The 19449-nt window shown below is 61.1% G+C and carries 15 protein-coding genes; 10 read left to right on the top strand and 5 right to left on the bottom strand.

Annotation, left to right across the window (positions count from 1 at the left end; all coding sequences use genetic code 11):
• Positions 1–122: 122 nt before the first annotated feature.
• A complete protein-coding gene (locus tag ACFPTO_RS00925; protein ID WP_377708757.1) occupies positions 123–308 on the bottom strand; it encodes a hypothetical protein in 186 nt (61 codons plus the stop codon).
• Between the two features lie 101 nt (positions 309–409).
• Here ACFPTO_RS00925 and ACFPTO_RS00920 point away from each other — a divergent pair, with 101 nt between their 5' ends.
• A complete protein-coding gene (locus tag ACFPTO_RS00920) occupies positions 410–928 on the top strand; it encodes a universal stress protein (protein ID WP_377708756.1) in 519 nt (172 codons plus the stop codon).
• Positions 929–947: 19 nt separating this feature from the next.
• Here ACFPTO_RS00920 and ACFPTO_RS00915 read toward each other — a convergent pair whose 3' ends face one another.
• Complete coding sequence (locus ACFPTO_RS00915; RefSeq protein ID WP_377708754.1) at positions 948–1184, bottom strand: hypothetical protein; 237 nt, start codon at positions 1182–1184, stop codon at positions 948–950.
• 164 nt (positions 1185–1348) lie between these two features.
• On the opposite strand from ACFPTO_RS00915, the gene cynR reads away from it, so the two are divergent.
• The gene (gene cynR / locus ACFPTO_RS00910) at positions 1349–2245 is read left to right on the top strand and encodes a transcriptional regulator CynR (RefSeq protein WP_377708752.1); all 897 of its coding nucleotides are present in this window, start codon (positions 1349–1351) and stop codon (positions 2243–2245) included.
• A 24-nt stretch (positions 2246–2269) separates the two neighbouring features.
• Here cynR and ACFPTO_RS00905 read toward each other — a convergent pair whose 3' ends face one another.
• Positions 2270–2911, bottom strand: a complete 642-nt coding sequence (locus ACFPTO_RS00905; RefSeq protein ID WP_377708751.1) for a DsbA family oxidoreductase — start codon at positions 2909–2911, stop codon at positions 2270–2272.
• A 53-nt stretch (positions 2912–2964) separates the two neighbouring features.
• On the opposite strand from ACFPTO_RS00905, the gene ACFPTO_RS00900 reads away from it, so the two are divergent.
• The gene (locus tag ACFPTO_RS00900) at positions 2965–3120 is read left to right on the top strand and encodes a hypothetical protein (protein WP_377708750.1); all 156 of its coding nucleotides are present in this window, start codon (positions 2965–2967) and stop codon (positions 3118–3120) included.
• Positions 3121–3231: 111 nt separating this feature from the next.
• Here ACFPTO_RS00900 and ACFPTO_RS00895 read toward each other — a convergent pair whose 3' ends face one another.
• The gene (locus ACFPTO_RS00895) at positions 3232–8091 is read right to left on the bottom strand and encodes an NAD-glutamate dehydrogenase (protein WP_377708749.1); all 4860 of its coding nucleotides are present in this window, start codon (positions 8089–8091) and stop codon (positions 3232–3234) included.
• A gap of 674 nt (positions 8092–8765) precedes the next feature.
• On the opposite strand from ACFPTO_RS00895, the gene ACFPTO_RS00890 reads away from it, so the two are divergent.
• Positions 8766–9104, top strand: coding sequence for a hypothetical protein (locus tag ACFPTO_RS00890; protein ID WP_377708747.1), 339 nt, complete (start codon positions 8766–8768; stop codon positions 9102–9104).
• Positions 9105–9197: 93 nt separating this feature from the next.
• Here ACFPTO_RS00890 and ACFPTO_RS00885 read toward each other — a convergent pair whose 3' ends face one another.
• Positions 9198–10805, bottom strand: coding sequence for a CehA/McbA family metallohydrolase domain-containing protein (locus tag ACFPTO_RS00885; RefSeq protein ID WP_377708745.1), 1608 nt, complete (start codon positions 10803–10805; stop codon positions 9198–9200).
• On the opposite strand from ACFPTO_RS00885, the gene ACFPTO_RS00880 reads away from it, so the two are divergent.
• The 6 genes from ACFPTO_RS00880 (at position 10795) to ACFPTO_RS00855 (ending at position 19355) form a co-directional block, all read left to right on the top strand.
• Positions 10795–10935 carry a hypothetical protein gene (locus tag ACFPTO_RS00880; protein WP_377708744.1) on the top strand — a complete coding sequence of 47 codons (141 nt, stop codon included), beginning with the start codon at positions 10795–10797 and terminating at the stop codon, positions 10933–10935. The genes ACFPTO_RS00885 and ACFPTO_RS00880 overlap by 11 nt on opposite strands.
• 336 nt (positions 10936–11271) lie before the next feature.
• Positions 11272–12711 (top strand): alkaline phosphatase, encoded by a 1440-nt coding sequence (locus tag ACFPTO_RS00875; protein WP_377708743.1) that lies wholly within the window; start codon positions 11272–11274, stop codon positions 12709–12711.
• Positions 12712–12743: 32 nt separating this feature from the next.
• Positions 12744–14150 carry an alkaline phosphatase gene (locus ACFPTO_RS00870; RefSeq protein WP_377708844.1) on the top strand — a complete coding sequence of 469 codons (1407 nt, stop codon included), beginning with the start codon at positions 12744–12746 and terminating at the stop codon, positions 14148–14150.
• Positions 14151–14181: 31 nt separating this feature from the next.
• On the top strand, positions 14182–14946 hold the full coding sequence (locus ACFPTO_RS00865) for a hypothetical protein (protein ID WP_377708742.1): 765 nt from the start codon (positions 14182–14184) through the stop codon (positions 14944–14946).
• A 288-nt stretch (positions 14947–15234) separates the two neighbouring features.
• Complete coding sequence (locus tag ACFPTO_RS00860; protein WP_377708740.1) at positions 15235–17379, top strand: LamG-like jellyroll fold domain-containing protein; 2145 nt, start codon at positions 15235–15237, stop codon at positions 17377–17379.
• Positions 17380–17489: 110 nt separating this feature from the next.
• Positions 17490–19355, top strand: coding sequence for a bifunctional metallophosphatase/5'-nucleotidase (locus ACFPTO_RS00855; RefSeq protein ID WP_377708739.1), 1866 nt, complete (start codon positions 17490–17492; stop codon positions 19353–19355).
• Positions 19356–19449: the final 94 nt, after the last annotated feature.

Here is a 19449-nt window from a genome sequence, read left to right as displayed (position 1 = left end):
GCCGCAGTGCGCGTCGAGCGTGCTGCCCTGCAACATTAACGGCCATGCGCTTGCGAAGCGCCGCGTCGATGCGGAATTCACGCGCATGGCGCGTGAAAGCACGGAGTGATTAATCGCGCGTTTCAGGTCATCATCGGTAATGCTTCGATGAGAACGTATCCGAGCAATACGCCGATGGCGGCCCCGATGAGCCGTGGATGCCAGCGCTCCAGATGGAGCGCGGTAATGAGCGTGCCGATCAGGATTGCGCCGAGCAATGCGAACGCAACGAGAAGGTAGGTGATCTCGAATCCACTGGTGATGAGCATACGGCCTCCCTGATGACGCCGTGATCGCAGTGACAACACACGTTTCAACTATATCACGCTGTGATACAACGCCTATAATCGGAACAGACAGTTCGCGACATGTGTCGTTGCAGGCCGCGCACGCGTCGGACCTCACGCAACGCAAAGCGGGGGAGGAGAAAATGTCTTCTTTCAGCCGGATTCTGCTGTGCTACGACGCCTCGCGGGAAGGGCGCCGGGCGTTACGCGAAGGGGCGCAGCTTGCGCTCGAGTGCCACGCGCAAACGCACTTGCTGGCCGTACTCGATAACGCGCCGGTGCAGTGGGCGATGGCGGATGTGACATTGGCGGTGCCGCTGGATTCGGCGGAAGACGCGGCCCGCGAGATTTTGCGCGAGGGCGTCGCGCGCTTGACCGCGATGGGGCTCGATGCGCAAGGCCATTTTGTGGTTGGGCGGCCGATCGACGAGATTGCGCGCTATTGCGAAATGTTGAAACCCGATGTCGTCGTGCTCGGGCATCATCGCCGCGGCGCATTGGCCCGCTGGTGGGAAGGGCGCGACGACCGCCTGTTGCTGGACCGCGTGTCGTGCAACGTGCTGGTGGTGACCGCGCCAGAACCAGAACCGGCGCCCGCGTAAGCCGGGCGCTACGCGAGGATCAAGCTTCCAGTCCGAACGGTGTTCGACGCGTTTTGCGGCGGTGCCGCGCGGCGGCATTCGCGGTGCGGCACGCGCATGCCTGCGGGCGTTGTGATGCGTCGCTGCCAAGATCGGCAAAAAGTCCGCCACGATTGGCCCGCCCGGCTGCCTCGTCCGGCAGCAATACCGCCGTCAAAAAGGTCAAACAGACCCCGGCGAAAACTGCGAGCACGGACATCACAATCGCTTCAAACATTCGTTGCCCCGCTTGTAAAATGGCGACACGCAGGCTGGGCGCCTGCCGTTGTCATGTGTTCACCCCGCGTTTACACCAGACCATTCTGTGCATCCCGATGGCGGGTGTCCAAGACGATATTGCAATCGTCCCGATAAGTGACCCTTATGGAGGACCGGATCTCGATGCTGCGCCCCCTTCGATACGTGGTAACCGTCGCAGAACTGAAGAACTTCACGCGCGCCGCCGAGGTGCTGCACGTTTCCCAACCCGCGTTGTCGCAGCAGATCCGGCAACTGGAGAGCGAACTGGGCGGCCCGCTTTTCGACCGTACTGGCCGCACGGTGAGCCTTACCGATTTTGGCCGCGAATACGTCAAGCACGCAAAGCAGGCGCTGGCGCAGCTTGAAGCCGGCCGGCGCGCGCTGCACGAAGTGCGCGACCTCACACGCGGTCTGCTGCGCCTCGCCTACACGCCGACTTTCTCTGAATACCTGATCGATCCCGCGCTGCAAAAATTTCGCGCGGCGCATCCGGCTGTCGCCATCGAACTCGCGGAGAAGCCGCTGGAAGAAATCGAGGGCGGGCTCCTGCGCGACGAACTCGATCTCGGCATCGGCTTTACGGATGTGCGCTCGGAAGAAATTCACGCGCAACCTCTGTTCGCGGAGCGCATCGCGCTCGTGGTGTCGAAACACCACGATCTCGCGCGGCGGAAAGGGCCCATTCCCGCTGCCGAACTCGCCGCGACGCCCATGACGCTGCTCAGCCCGGATTTCGTCGTGCGCCAGTTCGCCGACACATGGTTGCGCGTGCATCAGACCCGGCCACCGGTCATGGTGCAGTCGAACTCGCTGGGTACGGTGCTCAAGCTCGTGAAGCAAGGCACGCTTGCGTCGATCCTGCCCTCGGCGGTGATGCGGGAACACGACGGGCTTGTCAGCCTGGCCGTCTCGCCCGCACTGCCGCAACGGACGGTGGCGCTGCTCTCGCGTCGCAACGCGTATACGACGCTGGCCGCGAAGGCGTTTTCGGCCATGCTGATCGAACTGGTCGAAAGCGAAGGCTACGCGCCACGGTAGGCGGGCGCATCACGTCACGTCACGTCACGCTTGCGCGAGAATTTGCCGGATCGCCTGCTCGAAGGTTTCCACGGGTTGCCCGCCGCTCACGAGATAGCGCTCGTTGAAGATGACCGCGGGCACCGACTGAATACCCATCGACTGAACTTCCTCTTCTTGTGCGCGAACCTCGTCGGCATAGGCTCCGCTCTCAAGGACCTCGCGCGCCTGCGCGCCGTCGAGCCCGACCGATTGCGCGGCTTCCACCAGCACGTCATGGTTGCCCGGATCCTTCCCGTTCGAATGATAGGCGCGCAGCAGCGCCAGCTTCAGCGGCACTTGCTGGCCCGCGAGACCGGCCCAATGCAGCACGCGATGCGCGTCGAACGTGTTGTAAGTATGGTTGCGCGGTCCGAAATCGAAGCCCACGTCTTTACCGCGCGCGCGGATCATGGCCTGGTTTTCGGCAATCTGCTCGGGCGTAAGCCCGTACTTCTTGCTGATGTAATCGACGAGCGATTCGCCTGCCGGTCCCATCTGCGGGTTCAGCTCGAACGGGTGCACGACGATCTGCGCGTCGACCTCGTCGCCGATGCGTTGCAGCGCGAGTTGAAGCGAAGAAAGGCCAATCGCACACCACGGGCAGGTGATATCGGAGACAAAATCGATCTTGAGCGGCTGCGTCATTGCGTTCCTCATGTAAATGACGGGTTGCGTGCCGGGAAAAGTGGAACGCAACGATGGCGCACAGCGTAGCGCGAAACGCCGCGCTCTGCAGAGCCGCGACCGGGCCGTCAGTTTACGAAGCAGATTGCGATCATTTTCGTCGTGCCGTGGTGCTCGTCTGCGTGCTGGCGGCTGCCACGCAGATGATCTGGAAATCCGGCCTGCTCTAAGGCACGAAGACACGGCAACGTAAAGTCGCCTTCAACCGTATGAAGGCAATTGCCAGGCGAAGCGTCAAGCCGGATCGTACCGATTGCGCGCGCAACGGGCATTCCTGCGGCTTACACCCTCTCGAGCGCAACCATCTCCCTGACCACCACCAGCAGCACCGCGAGACTCGCCCCGCCCGTGGCGCGAAGATCCGCGAGGAGCTGGCCGTAGCGCGCGAGCGCGGTTTCGCGGCAGTCGCACCAGGCTTTGACGATCGCATCGGGCGTCGACGATTCCGGCGACTGCGCAAGCGCACTCGTCGTCAGCGCGCGCTTGAGCCGTGCGACCTCGGCCAGTGCAGCCGCGCGCGCCATCATGTCCCAATGCGTCGGCGTCGGCAGTGATGCCGCACGTTCGCTGATCCAGCCGTAGTTAAGCTGCGTGCCGAGCGCGAAGTACACCCCGGCGACGAGATCCAGACTCCGGTTGCAGGCTGCGGCGACCTCGGCGATATCGAGCAGCGCTGCCGAAATGTCGCCACTCGCCACGCGCGCGGCCAGCCCGCTTTCGACACCCGCATCGACCAGCGTGCGCTGGCGTGCCGTGAGCGCTTCGATATCCGTGGCATGCAGCAACTGCGGCAGTTGCGGTGCAAGCCGTTGCGCCGCGTCGCGACAACGCGCGAGCAGATCGCTCACGCTGCCGTTACTGCCGTTACCCACAGCGCCCGATTGCAGGTGCCGCAGGAACCACAGCGCCGCGCGTTCGAGCAGCCGCGCGACGTCGACGAACATGCGCGCCTGCACGTCGTCGGCGACACGGTTGTCGAGCGCGTCGATATCGCGCCAGACTTCGTTGAGATCGAACACGTCGCGCGCGAGGATGCAGGCCCGCACGATGTCGCCGGGTTTTGCGTCGGTTTCCTCCATGATGCGATGCACGAACGCACAGCCCACGCGATTGATGAGCGCATTGGTCAGATGCGTCGCGAGAATTTCGCGGCGCAGCGGATGGCGGCGCATCGGTTCGCTGAAGCGCTGTTGCAGCGGCTTCGGGAAGTAATCGACCAGCATTTCCGCCACGAGCGGATCTTCGGGAATATCCGAGTCGAGCAGGGCGTCGTACAGCCACATCTTGCTGTAGGCGAGCAGCACTGCGCGTTCCGGCGACGTGAGGCCGAGCTTCGCGGCCTGGCGCTCCGCAATCTCTTCGTCGGTGGGCAGAAACTCGATCACGCGGTTCAGGCGGCCCGCACGTTCGAGCGCGCGGATCAACCGTGCTTCGGCATCGAGCATCTGCACGGCGTAACGGCCCGCAATCGAAAGCGCCTGGGTCTGGTAGTAGTTGTCGCGCAGCACGAGCAGGCCGACTTCGTCGGTCATTTCCGCGAGCAGCGCGTTGCGCTGCTTTTCGGTCATTTCGCCGTCCGCGACCACGAGTCCGAGAAGAATCTTGATGTTGACTTCGTGGTCCGAGCAATCGACACCGGCTGAATTGTCGATGGCGTCCGTATTGATGCGGCCGCCGCGCAACGCGAATTCGATTCGCCCGAATTGCGTGGCGCCGAGATTGCCGCCTTCGCCGACGACCTTGCAGCGCAGGTCGGCACCGTTGACGCGCACGGCGTCGCTGGCGCGGTCGCCCACCTGCGCGTTCGTTTCGTGCGCCGCCTTCACGTATGTGCCGATTCCGCCGTTGTAAAGCAGATCGACGGGCGCGAGCAGGATCGCGCGAATCAGCTCGTTCGGCGTGAGCGCCTTCGCATCGATGCCGAGCGCGGCCTGAACTTCGTGCGAGAGCGGAATGGTTTTCACCGTGCGCGCGTAGACGCCGCCGCCCGCGGAAATTTTCGCGGTGTCATAGTCGGCCCAGCTCGAACGCTCCAGCGCGAAAATGCGCTGGCGTTCCGCGAGGCTCGTGGCCGGATCGGGATTCGGGTCGAGGAACACGTGCCGGTGATCGAACGCGGCGACCAGCCGGATGTGCGGCGAAAGCAGCATGCCGTTGCCGAATACGTCGCCCGACATGTCGCCGATGCCGACCACCGTGAAATCGGTTGCCTGCGTATCGACGCCCATTTCGCGGAAATGCCGCTTCACGGATTCCCAGGCGCCGCGCGCCGTGATCGCCATCTTCTTGTGGTCGTAGCCGACCGAGCCGCCCGAGGCGAACGCATCGTCGAGCCAGAAGCCGTATTCGTGCGAGATCGCGTTTGCGTAATCGGAAAAGGTGGCCGTGCCCTTGTCGGCTGCGACGACGAGATAGGGATCGTCGGAGTCGCGGCGCACGACATCGGCTGGCGGCACGACGGCGTTATTCGCGAGATTGTCGGTGAGGTCGAGCAGGCCGCGCAGGAAAGTCTGATAGCACGCGATACCTTCGCGCATCCACGCTTCGCGATCCGAGGGCAATGGCGGCTGCTTCACGACGAAGCCGCCCTTCGAGCCGACCGGCACGATGACCACATTCTTCACCATCTGCGCCTTCATCAACCCGAGCACTTCCGTGCGGAAGTCTTCGCGCCGGTCGGACCAGCGCAGGCCGCCGCGTGCGACGCGACCGCCACGCAGGTGCACGCCTTCGACGCGCGGCGAATACACCCAGATTTCGAACATCGGCTTCGGTTCCGGCAGGCCGGGCACTTTCGCCGGATCGAACTTGAACGAGAGATAGGACTTGGGCTGGCGGTTGGCGTCGCGCAGGAAATAGTTGGTGCGCACCGTCGCGTTAATGACGCCGAGGAATTGCCGCAGAATGCGGTCTTCGTCGAGGTTGGGCACCTGGTCGAGCGCGCTTTCGATGGCCTGCAACAGGCTTTCGGCCTGCGTGTTGCGCGCCTCGCCCGCAACCGGATCGAAGCGCGTCATAAAGAGTTCGACAAACTGCCGCGCGATGTCCGGATTGCCGGTGATCGCGCGCTCGATGTACGCGTCGCTGAAAGTTGAGCCCACTTGCCGCAGATATTTCGCGTACGCCCGCAGTATCGTGACTTCGCGCGCGCTGAGATTCGCGCGCAGGACGAGCCGGTTGTAATTGTCGTTTTCGATGGTGCCGTTCCACACCTGGTCGAACGCCTCTTCGAACAGATCCTTCACGCGGTCGATATCGAATTCGGCGTCGTCGGCCAGTTCGAGCCCGAAATCGTGGACCCACGCAGGCGCGCAATCGGGCGCCTGAATCAGATAAGGCCGCTCTTCGTCTACACGCACGCCAAGATGTTCGAGCATCGGCAGGCTGCGCGAGAGTGCGATTGGCTCGCCCGCGCGATAGACCTTGAAGCGGAACTGGCGCACCCCGGATTCGATGGGACGATAGAGATTCATCGCGAGACGAGGCGTGCCTTGAACGCGCTCGATCAGTTCGATGTCGCGCACGGCGGTGCGCGCCGGATAGTCGTCGCGATAGCCCGCGGGAAACGAGTCCGCGTAGCGGTGCAGCAGCCGGTTGCCCTGTTCTTCGCCGAATGCGTCGAGCAGCGTATCGGCGAGATCGTCCTGCCAGCGGCGTGTTGCCTGCACGAGCCGTGCTTCGAGTTCGCGCGTGTCGACATCGGGCATTGTGCCCGGCTCGGCATGCACGACGAAATGAATTCGCGCGATGGTCGATTCGGACAACAGCGGTGTGAATTCCGCGGACACGCCATTGAACGCCTGCATGAGCAGGCGCGCGATGCGTCGGCGTATATCGGTGTTGTACTTGTCGCGCGAGACGAACACGAGGCACGACACGAACCGGTCGAAGCGGTCGCGCCGCACGAAAAGCCGCGTGCGCTGATGTTCCTGGAGGCGCAGCACGCCGAGCGCGTCGTCGTAGAGCTGGTCTTCGTCGGCCACGAACAGTTCGTCGCGCGGCCACGTATCGAGCACCGTCACGAGCGATTTGCCGAGATGCCCTTTAGGCAGAAAACCCGCGCGCTGCACGATGTTCGCGCACTTGCGGCGCACGATCGGAATCTCGGCGCTGGACACCCTGTAGGCCGTCGACGTGTAGAGCCCGAGAAAGCGCCGCTCGCCGGTCACTTTGCCGTCGGGGCCCATGAGCTTCACGCCCACGTAGTCCAGGTAGCCGGGCCGGTGAACCGTTGCGCGCGAATTCGCTTTCGTCAGGAAGATCGGCCACGCACCCGTGATGATTTCGGCGGCGGCGTGCGGCAACGGCGTGATGTCGGGCGTCCCGGGCGGGCGCCGCGCGCCGCGCAGGATGCCGAGGCCCGATTCGTCCATGCCGCGCAGGCCGAAGCCGGTATCGAGCGAGACGAGCGCATAGTCGCGTTGCCCGAGGAACGTGAAATGGTCGGCCACCATCCATTCGAGGAATGCGCGCGCCTCGATGTCCTCCGCGGTTTTCTCGCGGGCCTTCATGAGCTTGATCGTGTCGCGTGCGATGTCGAGGAGCTTCGGCCAATCCTCGACCGATGCACGCACATCGTCCAGAACTTGCGCGATATCGTTGCGCAGCGTGTCGAGTTTTACCGCGTCTCCGCAGCGATCGACTTCGAAGTGAATGAAAGAGGCGAGTTGCGACTGGGCTTCGTCGCCGGTTGCACTACCCGCGCCGCCCGCGCTGACGCGGCCAATGCCGCCGTCCTTGTCGCGCCAGATGCGGAACACCGGATGCAGGGCCGAATGGAGAACGAGGCCGAGCCGATTGACGGCCATGGTGACCGAGTCGACGAGAAACGGCATGTCGTCGTTGACGATTTCGATGACCGTGTGGTCCGAATGCCAGCCGTGCTGTTCGAGGATCGGGTTGTAGACGCGCAGACGTTCGCTGCCCGGTACGAAACGTTGCGCTGTCTGCCAGTGCGCCATGGCGGCGCCATAAAGGTCGGCGATGCTGCGGCTCTTGAGATCGTCGACGTCGGCAAAATCGTAATAGTGCTGGAGAAACGGCTCGACGATCTGGAACGCGGGCTCCGGTAATCGTCCACGCGCGAAATCAACGAGATCAACAAGCAGGTGCGTGACGACTTCCTCGTGCTTCGCGTGCATGGCGCTCTCCTCGGCGGGTGACCATCATTGCATCGATAGTGGGCCATTATGCGCCCGTTGCGTGAATGGACCGTGCAACGTAAGCAGGACAACCTGCTCTGCAATCACGAGCTGGTGCGCTTAGACGGCCACCACAGCGATTGCGCGCGCCAGTTGGAAGTCTCGCCCGAATGGCATAAAAGCGCTCCCAGGTCGTCCGTCTTGTTCGTTTCGGATGTAAAGCTTTGTAGCTTTGCTCGCGTATTCTGCATGAACTGCCGATACTCGCGCGGCTGGCAGGGACGCCAATCCGGAAGTCAACCCGGAAGTCAACCCAAACGCAAACCGGCGCTTCCTTGCATTACCCTGACAACCATCGCGATTTAATTATTGCACCGCAGCAAAATGATGCCTACACTGGATACGTTGAGTGGTCGTTCCGAATGTTTTTGAAAGGAGAGCGTGACATGACGACTCGATCTCCACCGCATCAATCAAACCCGATGCTACATGTCTTCGAACAAGAAGGTGGATGGCATTGGGGTATCACAATCCCCAGGCCGGCTGGCAGTGGCTTCAAGGTAATCGCATACAGCAAGACGACATTCGCCGGCGAAAGTGAGGCCAGACGAGACGGTAACCACGCACTCGATAGTCTCCCTGGTATGGGAGGATTCTCGTTCGTGAGTTAATGCGTGGACGGATCGTTCGATCCCGCTGAATCGATGCGCTTGCCATGCGGCAGTATCCCGGCCGATTGGATGTTCTCGCTGTTTTTGTGCTCGACGTATCACGTAACGAGAAGAGACAAAACGATGATCGAGCGAGCCGATATCGCAATGCGGCGGAAACGTTATGCGATGTATCGCCTTGGTCTGGCGATGGATCGGCTGATGAAGGCCGATGGCGAGTGCGAACGCGTCATGGCTACGCGCTGGGTGAATGCCTGGGGACGAGCAATCGGCGAGCGGTGGTTCGCGAGACGCGCGTACGGAAGCGATCGGCATCCCGCTGCGCATCGCCCGATGAGGTAATGGGACCAAAATGCGGAGAGATGGACCCGTTACACCGCACCGGTCCACCCTCCGCTTATCCGCGCATCTGATTTTGTGCGGATAACGCTCCTGTTACGACCCTACCGTCACGAACACCGGGTTCGAATAGAACCACAGGTTATTGTAGTTTCGCGCGTTGATCGCATTGAAGCGCGCGTCATTTTGAGTCACGTCGGTTTTCTGGTCGGGTAGCGGATTGCCATTCTCCGTTGCGCCCGGCACATTCATGCCCAGGTTCGTGCCGCGCAACCGGAAGTATTGATTCGTCGTCGCCACATACTTGTACGTGATTGTGTTGTAGCCATCCTTGTCGAGTTTCCAGTCGGCAGCCGTGAACGTCGCAATCACCCGCGTCGAATCGTTCGTATCCTTGCTGTAGTTCGGCGTGCCAGGCGCGGCGCGCGGCGTGACGTCACCGGCAATCAGATCAATATGGTCCACGGTTGGGCGAGCGTTGACGCTGATGCCGCTGTCAATCGGATACTGATAATTATTGCGATCCGGGCTCTTGAAGCGGATCGTGATCGATACCGTATCTCCCGCCTTCGCCTTCAGCTCACCGCCCATATCGGTAGTGGTAGTGTCGCCGCCGATATGAAAGTCGAGTGCATTGATCAAGTCGCCGTACACGGAAAACATCTTGCCTGAGCGCAGACCTTCCAGTACCCCTTTCACGCCCGTGTACTTGTCGTCTACCCAGATATAGGTTCGAGCATACTCACCGGGAAAGTAACTGCTGCTGTAAGGGCCACGAATCTTGAAGTGGTGATCGGAATTGCCCACGTTCCAGAAGCGGCGGCCGTCACCGAGCAACGCATCCCAAACGCCTCCCACTTGCGCCACTGTGTAGTCCACGCCGCCATAGACACGGTTTTTCCGATTTGCATCGACATAAGCCGTGGTATAGCTGCCGCGATCAGGCTCCATCTGCCCGCCAATCATGCCTTCCATGGCAAACACGATGTTCGGTGCAACGTCATTGAACGCGCGATAGTCGGCCGCCGACCATTTGCCGTTATTGCGCGAAGGGTGGTTGATCAATGCATAACTCGTGTCCGGGTAGTTGTCGCGCAGCCACGTGATGGCCTTGACTGCATCCTCGTGAGTGGTGAAGGCGCGCGTACCGGCGGCATCCCAGCGGGCGACATCGTCTGAGTCGAACTGACTGGCCACGCGGTTGGTGAAGTAGTACTCGAATTGTTTGGCCGCATCGAGAGACGTGCTCAGTGGCGAACCGGTGAAGATGCCCACGTTAATATGATCGTGCGTGGGCATATCCCATTCGAATGTCGAGAAGATCAACTTGTTGGCGTAGCGGCCGCCGGCCTGCATTTCGCGTACAGCCGGAATCTCGTATTGCGCCATCGCCAAAGAGAAGGGTAGCGGACCGTTGATGAGGTCAACGCCATCGTGGTCGCGCTTTGACAGACGAAGATGGTTCGAGAGGGCCATCCAGTCGAGGTCGTAGCGGAGCAGCGCTTCATCCAGAACGACCGACAGCTTGTCCTGCGCATCGTCCGACTCCACGGTATGGACGTGAAAATCACCCTTCGTCCATTTGCCTGTGATTTCAGGCGCTGGTGCGGGCGGCGCCGTGGGTTTCGACTCGACAGGTCTATTGTTGTTGGTGTCGCTGCAGCCATAAGACAGGGCGATGATAAAAGCCGCCATGGCGGTCATCGTCAACTTGCGAGAATTCGTCATATTTCAAATGTCTGTAATTGCTGGTGCCGAAGAGGTGGTATTCGTGGAAGCCCAAGAGCGTGCGTCTACCAGCAGGGGCAGCGCCATCACCGGGTTCGACAAGTAACAATGAACTACTAAGTGACAAGCCGATGCCCGCCTTTTCTGTAGGGCAAGGATGCCATCTTGCTACTTGCGCGTGAACACTTTGCGATCCTCACGAATTTCAAAGCCGCAATTATGCGTAAGGAAAATGACATCTTTCTGACTCGGTGCGTGACACATCTCGTGGTGACCTCAAAGTGAGCCGGGTTTGGCCCGCGCCAGCTTGCCCGTCACCGACTCCGCACGCCCCTCGTTCGCAAAGTATTCCTTATCTTTCGTTCTGCTTTCACTGTCGAGTCACACTTGTTCCTTAACATCCGAGCTTCCTGAAAACCTTCGCGACGGGGGAGTAGAAAACATGGAGCGAGCCAAACTGGCGGCGCTGCTTAGTTCTTGCGTCTTTGCACTTGCTGGATGCAACGGCAGCGATGAACGGACCAGCACCGTACCCGACGTACCCGATACTGCGCCGACTGCCGCGCGCAACGTGATCTTTTTCCTCGGCGACGGCATGGGCATCACGACCCTGACGGCTGCTCGCATTTACGCCGTTGGCGAAAGCGGCGATCTCACGATCGATACGCTGCCTGAGTCCGCGTTCGTGAAGACCTATTCCAACGATGCGCAGGTGACCGACAGTGCGCCGTCGATGTCCGCCTATATGACAGGCGTCAAGTCCAACAATGAAGTCATCGCGATGTCGACCGATACGGTGGCGATCGAGCCGACTGGCGGCGTCGGCAACTGCGGTGCGAACAACGGCAAACCCGCGACGACGCTGCTCGAAATCGCCAAGGCGAAGGGGTTGGCCACGGGCGTTGTGACGACCACGCGCGTCACGCACGCGACGCCCGCCGCGACGTACGCGCACGTATGTCATCGCGACGCCGAGAACGACATTGCGGCATCGCTCGTGCCGGGCGGTGCGGGCTTTAACGGCGCGCTGGGCGACGGCGTCGACGTGGTGCTCGGCGGCGGCAAGAAATTCTTCGTCCCGAAGGACGCCGACGGCAAGCGCGGCGACGGGCGCAACCTGGTCAACGAGCTGAAGGCGAAGGGCTACGCGTTCGCGCAGAACCGTGACGACCTCCTTGGCGCGGATGCGATCAAGAGTGGAAAGCTGGTTGGCCTTTTTGACTCGGATCACATGAGCTACGACCTCGATCGCAACGCGGTGAAGGAGCCGAGCCTGTCCGAGATGACGACGCGTGCGCTCGACGTGCTGCAAAAGAACTCGAAGGGCTATTTCCTGATGGTCGAAGGCGGCCGGATCGACCATGCGTTGCACAACACCAATGCGAAGCGCGCGCTGCAGGACACGGTCGCGTTCGACGACGCGATCAAGGCGGCGCTCGACAAGGTGCGCAAGACCGATCCCGACCTGAAGAACACGCTGATCGTCGTCACGGCCGATCACGATCACACGCTGGTGCTGAACGGTTATTCGGCGCGCACCGGCAGGACCGAGGCGGGCAAGCCGGGGGTGCTGGGCGTGGTGCACAACTATCGGGACGGCGCGATTTCGAAGGACGCGGACGGCGCACCGTACACGATCATCGGCTTCGGCAATGGCGAGAAGCGCGTGCAGGGCAGCCGCAAGGGCACCGAGCTTACCGACGAGGTGGCGGGCGCCAACGATTATCACCAGGAGGCGGCTATCCGGATGCCACCTAACAACGAAACGCACGGCGGCACGGATGTCTTCCTCGGTGCGATCGGCCGCGGCGCGGACACGTTCCACGGCGTGATCGAGAACACCAGGGTCTTCGAACTGGTGCGCAAGGCGGTGCAGCTATGAGCGCCGACAACACGGGTACAGGGGGATACATGATGTCGACCATCAAGTGCATTGCGGCGGCGTTGGCCGTCGCGGGTTTCGCATGCGGCCCGGTGCAGGCAGCGGGCCAGGCGAAGAACGTAATTTTCTTTCTCGGTGACGGCATGGGGCCGACAGTCGTGACGGCGAGCCGGATCTACAAGGTCGGTGAGTCGGGACAACTGACGATGGAGACGCTGAAGCGCACCGCGCGCGTCAAAACCTTCTCGAACGATGCGCAGACAACCGACAGCGCGCCGTCCATGTCTGCGTACATGACCGGCGTGAAGATGAACAACGAAGTGCTGTCGATGTCGCCCGACACAATCGCCGTTGCGCCGGGCAAAGACGCCAACAACAACAACGGGGGTGTCAACAACTGCGCGCCGGACAACGGCAAGCCGGTCGAGACGATACTGGAACTGGCGAAGAAGCAAGGCAAGGTGATCGGTGCGATCACAACGACAGAGCTTACGCACGCGACGCCCGCCGCGACCTACTCGCATATCTGCCATCGCGATGCGATGTACGACATCGCCGCACAGGCTGTGCCGGGCAGTGCCGGCTACAACACGGCGCTCGGCGACGGCGTCGACGTGCTGATGGGTGGCGGCCGCAACTACTGGACGCCGTACGTCGTGAATACGGGCAACAAGGAGACGGACAACGAGCGCGGGCGCGCGGACGGCCGCAACCTGCTCAACGAAATGACCGCGAAGGGCTACACGGTCGTGGCCACCAAGGATGAACTCGCGCAGGCGGACACCGGCAAGCTGATCGGTCTGTTCAGTAAGGAGAGCCATCTCCAGTATGACATGGATCGGGTCGCGAGCAAGAAGGGCGAAGGGACGACGCAACCGAGCCTGGCCGAGATGACGTCAAAGGCGATCGACGTGCTGTCGAATAACCCGAAGGGATACTTCCTGATGGTCGAAGGCGGCCGGATCGATCATGCGCTTCACGGCACCAACGCGAAACGGGCGCTTGACGACACGGTGGCGTTCGACGAAGCGATCCGCGTTGCGCTAGCGAAGGTTGACCTGTCCAACACGTTGATTGTCGTGACCGCCGACCACGACCACACGATGACGATCAACGGCTATTCGGGGCGCGGCAATTCGATTCTCGACATCAGCCGCAGCTATCGCGACGGCCAGCCGAGCAAGGATGCCGATGGCAATACGTACACGACACTGGTATTCGGCAACGGCAAGAATCGACCGGAAGTGCGGACGTCCGTCGATTCAGCCGAGGCGCGGAGCGACGGCTATCTCCAGGAGGTCGGTATCCGGATGGGTGGCGAGACGCACGGCGGCGGCGACGTCATGCTGTTTGCCGATGGCGCGGAAGCGAATACGTTCAAGGGCACGATCGACAATACGAAGGTGTTCGATCTCATGCGGTCCGCTCTCGGTCTTTGAGCCTCTCGATTTCTAGACGGACGGAGGATCGATGAGACCCACCATCTTTTGCGTGCTTGCCTGCGCATTCGCCGCGTCCCCGGCGCTTGCGGCAGCGGATCTCGACGCCGTGGTACTGCATGAAAGCCGCGTGGTCACGGCTGAAGGCGTAACGCGTACCACGACGTATCGGGAACGGATGGTTCGGCGCGACGGTCACGTGTGGGTCGAGCGTGTGCTGCCCGTCGCGGCGGCGGGCGGCGGTCGTGGTGGCCATGACGACCATGACCATGACCACGGTCATGTGCGCAAGGACCCGCTGCGCGCCGGTGTGCAACCGGTTGCCGCACATGCCGCCCAGGCGAATCACGCTGGCCACGAGCACTTCAACTTCCAGGCGGCCGCGCGGCACGTCACCTACGACGGCAAGACGGCGCACATCGAGTACGTGGATGCGGCGAACCGGACGGTCGTCAGTGTGCCGCCCGCCGAGTACGAATCCACGGGTTTCGACGGCTCGTGGGACAACGCGTACTACGTCACGCCGCCATCGCAGTTGAAGCGGCTCGCGGCAGCGAAGCGCGGTGCGACGGCCGGCACGCGCTGGTACGAGCAGGCGGTCGATAAACGCGGCGTGAACCGCATCCTGTGGAGCGACAAGCTGCAGGCGCCGTTGTCGGTCGAGTATCGGAGTGCGGATGGCCGCGTGATGCGCAAGCTGACGTTGACGCAAGTTCCAGCCTCGCGGAACAAGCCGTTGCCGTGGCAAACGCTCGCCGACTATCAGCGCAAGGAATATGCCGACTACCTGGATTGACCGTATGCGCGGTTGGGCCGCGATCGGTTTCCGCAAGCTGGTCGAGTAGTTCGCGCAGATATCACCTTCACGCAACCGGATGAATCTCTCGATTCATCCGGTTCGTCTCGCTCGTACGGCGTACTTGCCTGACTCGACATGTCTTGATCGAGCGCCAATCGAGTCTCGGGCGTGCCTGAACCGACCTTGAATGGCGTCACGCGGCGCGCAGCGCGCACCCGCCGTCGACCTCGACATCCTCCAAAGTTTTTTCTCTTGCCTTAACCCAATCAACCAGATCACCACCTCATGAAAAACGAAGGCGTTCCCGCAGCAGGACCTGTTATCACCGACGACATAAGTGTGTCGGACGCCCGCAGGCGAAGCCTGCTTAAAGCAGGCGTCGGCGCTACGCTACTGCCGATTGGCGGCAGTATGCTGCTGTCCGCTTGCGGCGGCGAACTCGGCGCACCAGGCGCCGCCACCCAGCCGGATACGTCGGGGCTCGTCTCCAGCTTCGCGCTGGCCGTGCTGCCCGACACGCAGTTCTATGCCCGCTATGCCACGGTCGCCGAGAACCGGCAGTTCACACGCAAATACGGTAGCGAGCCGTTCCGTGCCCAGACCCAATGGGTGGCGAGCAACGCCTCTGCACTGAATATCCCGTTCCTGATCCATCTGGGCGATGTGGTTGACCAGGTGGGCAAAGAAGCGCAGTGGATGGTGGCACACAGTGCGATGCAGGTGCTGGAGAGTGCCAAAGTGCCGTACTCGATCCTCGCCGGTAACCACGACGTCATTCGCGACCGCGACTACGTCGACGCCAGCAGTCAGCAAAGCGCCACCGACGCGCAGCGCGACCTTACCAAGGAACCGTACCTGCAGTGGTTCGGCACTGCGCGCGCGAAGCGCCAGGCCACCTTCGGCGGGCGCGATCCCAGCGGCTTCCACGAGTATCACGTGTTCACCGCGGAAGGGCAGAAGTTCCTGGTGCTGTCGCTGTCATGGCGCATTTCCGACGATGGTCTCGCGTGGGCCAACAAGGTCATCCGCGACAACCCCACGCTGCCCGTGATCCTGGTGAATCACCAACTCCTCAACATCGGCAAGGATGGCATCAGCCCGCTTGAGGTGCCCTACGGGAAGATGCTGTGGGACGAGCTGATCAACAACAACGATCAGATCTTCATGACGCTGAACGGCCACTACCACGGCGCCGCGCGACTCACCAAAACCAATGCGTACGGCAACGCGGTCGAACAGATGGTGGTGGACTATCAGATGGCCTACCAGGGCGGCAACGGCCTGATGCGCCTGTACGAGCTCGATCTGACCAACAACGAGATCAAGTGCTTGTCCTTTTCGCCGTGGGTGCCGCAGAAACCTGCGGACACGCTGAACGCCTTCGACCAGGCGGTGTTGACCGCACCGAACGAGCAGTTCGTCATCAAAATGGATTTTGCGAAGCGCTTTGCGCGCTTCAACAAGGACTTCCAGGCCGGCAAACGTTCGCATACCTCGCTGGTGGACAAGGCGAGCGCCATGATCCTGGCCAACTACAAGGACCCGGAGCTTGCGGCGCAGAGGCCCGCCGCCGACCCGGAAGACTATCCGCACGTTGTCGGCACGCTGGCGCACTGGCGCTTCTTTGGCGGCGCGGTGGGCCAGGCCGTCAAGGTGGGCGAGACCGTCATCGACAAGGGTGAGAGTGGCCAGAACGCGATCCGCCGCGCTGCGCTCAACGTCGATGGCGTGACCGATGCGCAGCTTGACGATCTCGTCTGGTCCGATGACCGCCACCACCTGTCGGCCGTGCCGGGTTCCGTGCAGTTCCGCAACACGGACAAGATCAAGATCAGGGACGAGGACACGGGCAAGGACAAGGAAGTACCGCGCATGAGCTACTTTCTGACCGACGCCGCAGCGCCGATCAATGCAGAAAACCTGGCCAATGGCTACACCGTCGAAGCCATCGTCAAAATCGACAAGGACTGGAATGCCGGTCAGCACGCATGGATGAACATCATGACGCGCGATGGCGCGCGCGGCGGCCTGCCTGGCTTCAAGGGTGACGATCCGGAATCGTCGCCGATGCTGTTCGCCGTTTCAAGCCTGCGCGAGATCCAGTGGGAAGTCGTGCCCGCGCAGAGTGGTAATCGCACGCCCAAGACCAACTGGTCGGGGGAAATCATCGCCGACAAGTGGGTGCATATCGCTATCGTCGGCGACAACAGCGCGAACGAAACCATCCTCTACGTCGAAGGCGCCCCGGTGCTGCGCAATGCAAGCGACGCCCCCGGCGTGGATACGCTGGGCGCCGCGATGCCCTGGGTCATCGGTGGGGGCTCATGGGACGGCGACCGTGCGGACGGTTTCTTCGGCAACATCAGCGAGATTCGCGTGGTCGGCAAACCGCTGACGCCGGAGCAGTGGCTCACCGCACGGCGTAGTTGACGTATTTTCGGGCGCCTGGCCGTCGAATGGAATCTCTTTGGTAGACGGCCGGGCGCATTTAAGGCATGGCCTGTGGGCGTGCGCGGTTCTCGCGTTTAGTCGAGTGGGAGATGAAATTGTTGAACTATAGAGCTTTGCGGATTGGCGCAATTGCTGCGCTACTCGGGGCAGGCATCGCCGCCTGCGGCGGTGTCGACGACAATCAAACTGCGCTGCAACCCCCAGCGCTGCAACCCCCAGCGCCGCAACCCCCAGCGCCGCAACCCCCAGCGCCGCAACCCCCAGAGCCAGTCACGGTTTCCGTGATTGGATTGAACGATTTTCACGGCAATTTGATGCCGCCGTCGGGTGGCGTGGTCATGAAAGACCCGGCGAATCCTAAGGGAACCAGCGTGTCGGCTGGCGGTGCTGCCTACCTGGCGACATTGATCAACAGCCTGAAAGCGCAAAATCCGGGCAATACTTTGGTCGTTGCTGCCGGAGACATGATTGGTGCGTCGCCGCTGATCTCGGGGATATTTCACGATGAGCCGACCATCGATGTATTGGGAAAGCTCGGGTTGGACATTTCCGCGGTAGGCAATCACGAGTTCGATAAGGGCCGAGACGAAATACTACGCATGCAGAACGGCGGGTGTTTTCCGAAGTCGACCGACGGTTCGACCGGCGTGGTTGGCGTCGACACCTGTATGGATAGCGGTCGCTTTAGCGGGGCGAAATTCCATTACCTGGCTGCTAACGTAGTCGATGAGTCGACTGGCAAGCCCTTGTTTCCCGCATATGAAGTTCGTACGGTAGGCGGTGTGAAGATCGGCTTCATTGGTTTGACGCTGGAAGAAACGCCTACGGTGGTGACAGCCTCTGGCGTGGCGGGCCTGCGATTCCTGGATGAAATCACAACCGTCAATAACCTTGTTCCAGAACTCAAGAAGCAGGGTGTTTCTGCCATCGTGGTGTTGCTCCACAAGGGCGGTCGTACCGTGGCTACCGTAGTCAACGACAAGACTTGCTCCGGGTTGAACGGCGACATCGTTGGAATAGTCGACAAGCTCGATCCGGCGGTTGATGTCGTCATCAGTGGCCATACTCATCAAGAATATGTCTGCACAAGCAATGGGAAGCTGCTGACGCAAACCGGATCGTATGGGCGAATCGCAACAAAAGTCGATTTGACTATCGATCCAGTCACCAGAACTGTCCTCAAGAAGGATGCCAATAACATCGTCGCAGTCAACGATGTCGGAATACTGTCTGGTGGGACCCTTCCGGACGGTGTCGTTCCTTTGGCTAAAGACAGTGAAATCGACGCGCTCGTGCAGAACTACGAAAAACTGACTGCCCCGTTGGCTGGAAAGGTGGTCGGCAAAATCTCTGCACCTCTTAAAAAAACATACAATAACGCGGGCGAGTCGAAGCTTGGCGATGTTATAGCGGATGCCTTCCTGTTTGGTACGTCAGACGCTTCGTTCGACAAACCGGCACAAATCGCCTTCACCAACAGTGGCGGTCTCCGTAGCGACTTGAAAGAACTGGACGTGACTTTAGGCGAGTTGTATGCCGTTCTGCCGTTCAGCAATAACGCCGTTTTGATGGATTTGACAGGAAATCAATTGCGGAGATTGTTAGAGCAGCAGTGGGAGAAGCCGAACTATCCAAATAATAATGGTCGCGTCCTCCAGGTTTCGGATGGATTCACCTATACCTGGGACAACAGTCGGCCACAGGCTGAATCTGGAATGGGTGACCGCGTCGTCGCCGGGTCGATGAAGTTGAATGGTTCGCCGATCGAAATGAATAAAATCTATCGCGTGGCCGTCAATAATTTCATTGCAACCGGTGGCAGCGGTTTCACTGTGCTATTAGAAGGCGCCAACCTGCAGCAAGGTGGGATCGACCTGGACATTGCGACCGCTTATTTCAAGGCCAAAGGCGTCGTCGCTAAACCTGCGTTGAATAGAATTACACGCGTAAATTAGCCCGATATGCGGTAAGTCCTAACGTTCAGGGGCGGCTCAATGCCGCCCCTGAACGCTGGAGGAATCTGTATTTTCCCTGTGGTGTTTTAGTCCG

Origin of the sequence: Paraburkholderia denitrificans (assembly GCF_042655705.1) — a bacterium.
GTDB classification, from domain to species: domain Bacteria; phylum Pseudomonadota; class Gammaproteobacteria; order Burkholderiales; family Burkholderiaceae; genus Paraburkholderia; species Paraburkholderia denitrificans.
Note: the sequence above shows the minus strand (reverse complement) of the source record. Positions and strands in the feature narration are given on the sequence as shown.